This window comes from Dietzia sp. DQ12-76 (assembly GCF_014145045.1).
Classification (GTDB): Bacteria; Actinomycetota; Actinomycetes; order Mycobacteriales; family Mycobacteriaceae; genus Dietzia.
In genome coordinates this window covers 1-4,693 of the sequence record NZ_JAALDV010000396.1, presented here as the reverse complement: position 1 = coordinate 4,693, position 4,693 = coordinate 1, and the positions used below count along the sequence as shown (strand labels likewise).

The following is a 4,693-nucleotide window of genomic DNA, read 5'->3' as shown; positions in this document are numbered from 1 at the left end:
CGGTCGACCGCCGCGGCCACCTGCTCGGAGAGCCTCTCCCGGACGCTCTCCGCATCCGCCAGCTCGGCGCGCCGCGTCACCAGGTCATCTGCGGCCAGCCGGAACGTCGCGTCGCGGAGGTCGGCCTGGACGGACTGGGCCCGCCGCGCCACCTCGGCCTGGCGTCCGAGCGGTTTGAGTTGGCGGCGCAGTTCGCCCGTCAGGTCGGTCAACCGATCGAGGTTGCCCTGCATCCCGGCGAGCTTGCGCTGGGCCTTCTCCTTGCGGCGGCGGTGCTTGAGTATCCCGGCCGCCTCTTCGATGAAGGCCCTGCGCTCTTCCGGTTTGGACTCGAGGATCTCGGCGAGCTTGCCCTGGCCCACGATCACGTGCATCTCGCGCCCGATGCCCGAGTCCGAGAGCAGCTCCTGGACGTCCATCAGCCGGGCACGGTCCCCGTTGATCTCGTACTCTGCCGCGCCGTCGCGGAACATCCGGCGGGTCAAGGACACCTCGGCGTAGTCGATCGGCAGGGTGCCGTCGGAGTTGTCGAGGGTGAGCGTGACCTCCGCGCGGCCGAGCGGCGACTTGCCGGCGGTCCCGGCGAAGATCACGTCCTGCATCTTGCCGCCGCGCAGTGACTTGGCGCTGTGCTCCCCCATCACCCAGGTCAGGGCGTCCACGACGTTGGATTTGCCGGAGCCGTTGGGGCCGACGACGCAACAGACGCCGGGCTCGAACCTCAGGGTCGTGGGCGCCGCGAAGGACTTGAAGCCCTTGAGCGTCAGCGACTTGAGGTACACGGATGTCCATCCTATGGCACGGCCGGCTACCGCCCCGGAGCCGCGACTCCTGCGGCGGGGATCGCGGCCGCGCGTCGGCGGGCCGCCGGTGTCACCGCCAGTTTGTGGATCTCGGACACCGCGATGACCGTGGCGCCGACGGCCACACACAGCACCCACTCACCGGGGCTCAGCGCGCTCAGGCCCATCGGGCCGGCCAGGACCGGCCAACTCACCACCATCACCTGCAGGCAGGCGGCGACCGCCGTGGCGACCAGCAGCAGCGGGTTCGCCAGGGGGTTGAGGGTGAACACCGAGCGACGCAACGCCCGGGCGTTCATCACCTGGAAGAAGCTCGCCGCCACCAGCACCGTCAGCGCAAGTGAGCGGGCGTGGTCGGTCTCGATCCCGTCCCAGATCGCGCGCTCGTAGACCACCAGCGTCACGACGGCTATCCACACCCCGCTCAGCGCGGTCCGCCACCACATAGGGGCGTCGAGGACACCCTCACCGGGATTCCGGGGAGGCACCTCCAGTTCGTCGCCCTCGCCGGGCTCGAAGGCGAGGGCGATCACCTGTATCCCGGACGTCACCAGGTTCGCCCACAGCATCTGGACCGGCAGGAGGATCAGGGGGGAGTTGGTGAAGACGTTGACCGCGACCGCCAGCAGCGCCGCGATCGCCGTCGACAGGAGGAAGAAGGTGGCCTTGCGGATGGTCGCGAAGGTGACCCGCCCCTCCTCCACGGCGTGGACGATCGTGCTGAAGTCGTCGTCCGTGAGCACGATGTCGGAGGCCTGGCGGGCGACGTCCGTGCCCGAGCCGCCCATCGCGACCCCGATGGAGGCGACGCGGAGTGCGGGCGCGTCGTTGACGCCGTCCCCGGTCACCGCGACAACGTTGCCCATCGCCATGAGCTGGTCGACGATCCGCATCTTGTCCTGTGGCGACACCCGGGCTGCGACCGTGGCATCCGCCAGCCGGGCCCGGAGCATCGTGTCGTCCAGGGCCGCGATCTCGGCACCTGTCAAGGGGGGCGTGCCGGTGTCCAGCCCGAGCCTCCCGGCGATCGCGGCGGCCGTGACCGGATGATCTCCGGTGATCATCATCACCCGGATCCCCGCCGACCGGCAGCCGGCGATCGCCTCCTGCACGCCCGGACGTGGTGGATCGGTCATCCCCTCCAGGCCGAGGAAGGTCAGGTCCCCTGGTGCTCCCTCGAGGGTCCCGCCGGCCAGCCGCGGATCCCCGTCCCCGAGCTCCCGGCGGGCCGTGGCGATCACCCGCAGCCCCTTCGAGCCCAGTGCCTCGTTGGCGGCCAGGACGGCGGCCCGATCGATGTTCGTGGTACCCCCTGCGGTGAGCATGCTCGAGCACATCGCGGAGACCGCATCGGGCGCACCCTTGACGTACAGCACCGGCCGACCGCCCTCGCTCCGGATCGTCTGCGAGAACCCGAGCTCGGGCTCGTACGGCATGTGCGCCACCGGGGCGGCGGCCCGTTCCATAGGCGTGACCACGCCCAGTCGCACCGCCACCGCTGCCATCGCCGCATCCACCGCGTCGCCGGTGAACCGAAGGGGGTCGTCCCGCGTCGGGACGGCCTCGTTGGTCAGCGCGCCCGCGCGCAGGGCGGCCTCCGCGACGGCACTCATCCACCCGGTGTCGGCGCCGACCCCGGTCGCGGCGTCGACGGTGATCTCCCCCTCCGTGGTCCACAGCCGTTCCACGGTGAGCAGGTTCTGTGTCAGGGTCCCGGTCTTGTCCGACCCGATCACCGTCGTGGACCCGAGGGTCTCCACCGACGGCAGGTGCCGCACGATCGCATTGCGCCGCGCCATCCGGGCCACGCCCACGCTCATCGCCACGGTGAGCACCACGGGCAGCGCCTCGGGGATCGCGGATACCACGAGAGCCACCGCGGTCCGGAACATCAGCGAGACATCGTGCCCGAGCGCGAGGCCGGCGGCGAAGACGCCCAGCGCGGAGATCCCCACGATCAGGCCGATCCACCGCTCCATGGAGTGGATGAGGGCGGTGAGCGGTGCCGCCGCCGCGGTGTCCTGGATCAGCTCGTTGATGGCCCCGAGCTCGGTACCCGCACCGGTTCCGACCACGACCCCCGTCGCACGGCCCGACGAGATGAGCGAGCCGCTGAACGCCATACCGGTCCGATCCCCGGTCGGCGCATCGGGGGCGACCGGATGCGTGTCCTTGTCCGTGGCCAGGGACTCACCTGTGAGCATCGACTCGTCGACCCTCAGGGACACCGCCTCGATCAGCCGCAGGTCGGCGGGGACGCGGTCGCCGCTCTCGAGGTGCACGAGATCACCGGGCACCAGCGCGGCCGAGTCGATGGTCTGCACCTGACCGTCCCGGCGCACGCGGGCGGTGGGTGAGGCGAGGGATTGCAGGGCCCGGACCTCTGTCTCCGCCTTGCGCTCCTGCCAGAACCCGATCGCCGCGTTGAGCACGACCGCCGCCGTGATCGCGGCGGTGTCCACCAGGTGACCCTGCGCCAGGGTGATCGCGGCGCAGAACATCAGGAACAGGACCAGGGGGCTTCGGAACTGCCGGAGCAGCACCCGCCAGGCGGCGGTCGCGTCGGTCGCCTCCAACCGGTTGGGACCGTGGCGCTCCAGACGGTGCGTCGCCTCATCGGAGGTCAGTCCCGTGGTGCCGGCGCCCACCCGGTCGAGTACGTCCGGCACCTCCAGTGCGTGCCAGGCGACGTCGGCCACGCCACCGTCTCCGGTGCCTGAGGTCATGGTCCGGTCCTCCGATCTGTCTCTCAGGTCGCGATCGGTCCACCTCCAGAATGCCCCTGCCCGGCCCGGGCCCGCGGCCGAGAACGCGTTCAGCGCTCGCGGAATCCGGACAGGTCCCCCCGCGCCCGGTCCCAGGACTCCACCACGAGCTCCACCCTGCCCGGCCCGTCTCCGCCCCGCAGCAGGTCGACGAGCTGAAGGCATGCCCGGCGGGGCCCCTCCGCCACGACGTGGACCCGTCCGTCCGGCTTGTTCGCGGCGTAGCCCACGAGCCCGAGCTCGAGTGCCCTGGAACGCGTCCACCACCGGAAACCCACGCCCTGCACCTGCCCGTGGACCCAGGCCACCAGCCGGACCGTATCGGGCGCCGGTGCGCTCACGGAGCGTCTCCGCCGGTCCGGTCGATCCCGGTGTCGAACCGCAGCCCGATCTCTGTGCCCGCGGTGAGCGTCCGGCCGACCGTGCAGGTCGCGTCGACCGAGCGACGGATCATGCCGAGCACCCGGTCGGCCATGGCCGGGTCGAGCCCGGTCAGGTCGAGTTCGTAGATCTCCTCCAGTCGCGGGTACCGCTCGGCCTCGCGGTCGGCGTCCCCGGAGACGCGGACGGTCGCGGCGTAGTCATCACCCAATCGGCGCGAGATCGTGAAATCGGAGGCCATCGCCGTGCACGCGCCGAGCGCGATCTTGAGCAGTTCCCCCGGGGTGAACACTCCCTCGACGTCCGCCGAGCCGATCTCGACCCTCGCACCTCGCGACGAATGCCCCACGTACCGCCGGGTCCCGGACCGCTCGACCCGGAGATCGGTGGCGGGCGGCGGGGACTGGGAAGTGTCGTCCGGGTCGGTCATCGTCATGTCGGTCATCGTACGGAGCTGGGCCGACGCACCACAGCACGCCGGGGCGGCCTCTGGCAGCCCGGGCAGAAGTGTGAGCCACGGTTCATGAACTCTTCCCGGACCACCGGTGTGCCGCAGCGCGCGCACGGTCGCCCCGCCTGCCCGTAGACGTCGAGCGACCTGTCGAAGTACCCCGACGCGCCGTTGACGTTGACGTACAGGGCGTCGAAGGAGGTGCCCCCGGCGCCCAACGCCTCCGCCATCACCTCGCGGGCGTGGCCGAGGAGCCGGCGGACGGTGCCCAGCGTCAGCGCTCCCGCGCGCCG

General features: G+C 71.3%; 5 protein-coding genes. All 5 read right to left on the bottom strand.

The annotated features are described in order from the left end of the window. A partial coding sequence (locus G6019_RS13270; protein ID WP_182627777.1) for a chromosome segregation SMC family protein occupies positions 1-782 on the bottom strand: 782 nt, incomplete at its 3' end. A gap of 26 nt (positions 783-808) precedes the next feature. Then, on the bottom strand, positions 809-3,529 hold the full coding sequence (locus G6019_RS13265) for a cation-translocating P-type ATPase (RefSeq protein ID WP_107756655.1): 2,721 nt from the start codon (positions 3,527-3,529) through the stop codon (positions 809-811). An 89-nt stretch (positions 3,530-3,618) separates the two neighbouring features. Continuing rightward, positions 3,619-3,909: an acylphosphatase gene (locus tag G6019_RS13260; protein WP_107756656.1), complete on the bottom strand. Its 291-nt coding sequence runs from the start codon at positions 3,907-3,909 to the stop codon at positions 3,619-3,621. Then, a complete protein-coding gene (locus G6019_RS13255) occupies positions 3,906-4,385 on the bottom strand; it encodes an OsmC family protein (protein ID WP_107758113.1) in 480 nt (159 codons plus the stop codon). The genes G6019_RS13260 and G6019_RS13255 overlap by 4 nt, the downstream gene beginning before the upstream one ends. Positions 4,386-4,390: 5 nt before the next feature. Beyond that, the coding region (locus G6019_RS13250; RefSeq protein WP_304506206.1) for a zinc finger domain-containing protein at positions 4,391-4,693 on the bottom strand (303 nt) is incomplete at its 5' end.

Coding starts and splice junctions, on each gene's coding strand:
- G6019_RS13255 (WP_107758113.1), bottom strand. CDS start 4,385: ATGACGATGACCGACCCGGACGACACTTCCCAGTCCCCGCCGCCCGCC.
- G6019_RS13265 (WP_107756655.1), bottom strand. CDS start 3,529: ATGACCTCAGGCACCGGAGACGGTGGCGTGGCCGACGTCGCCTGGCAC.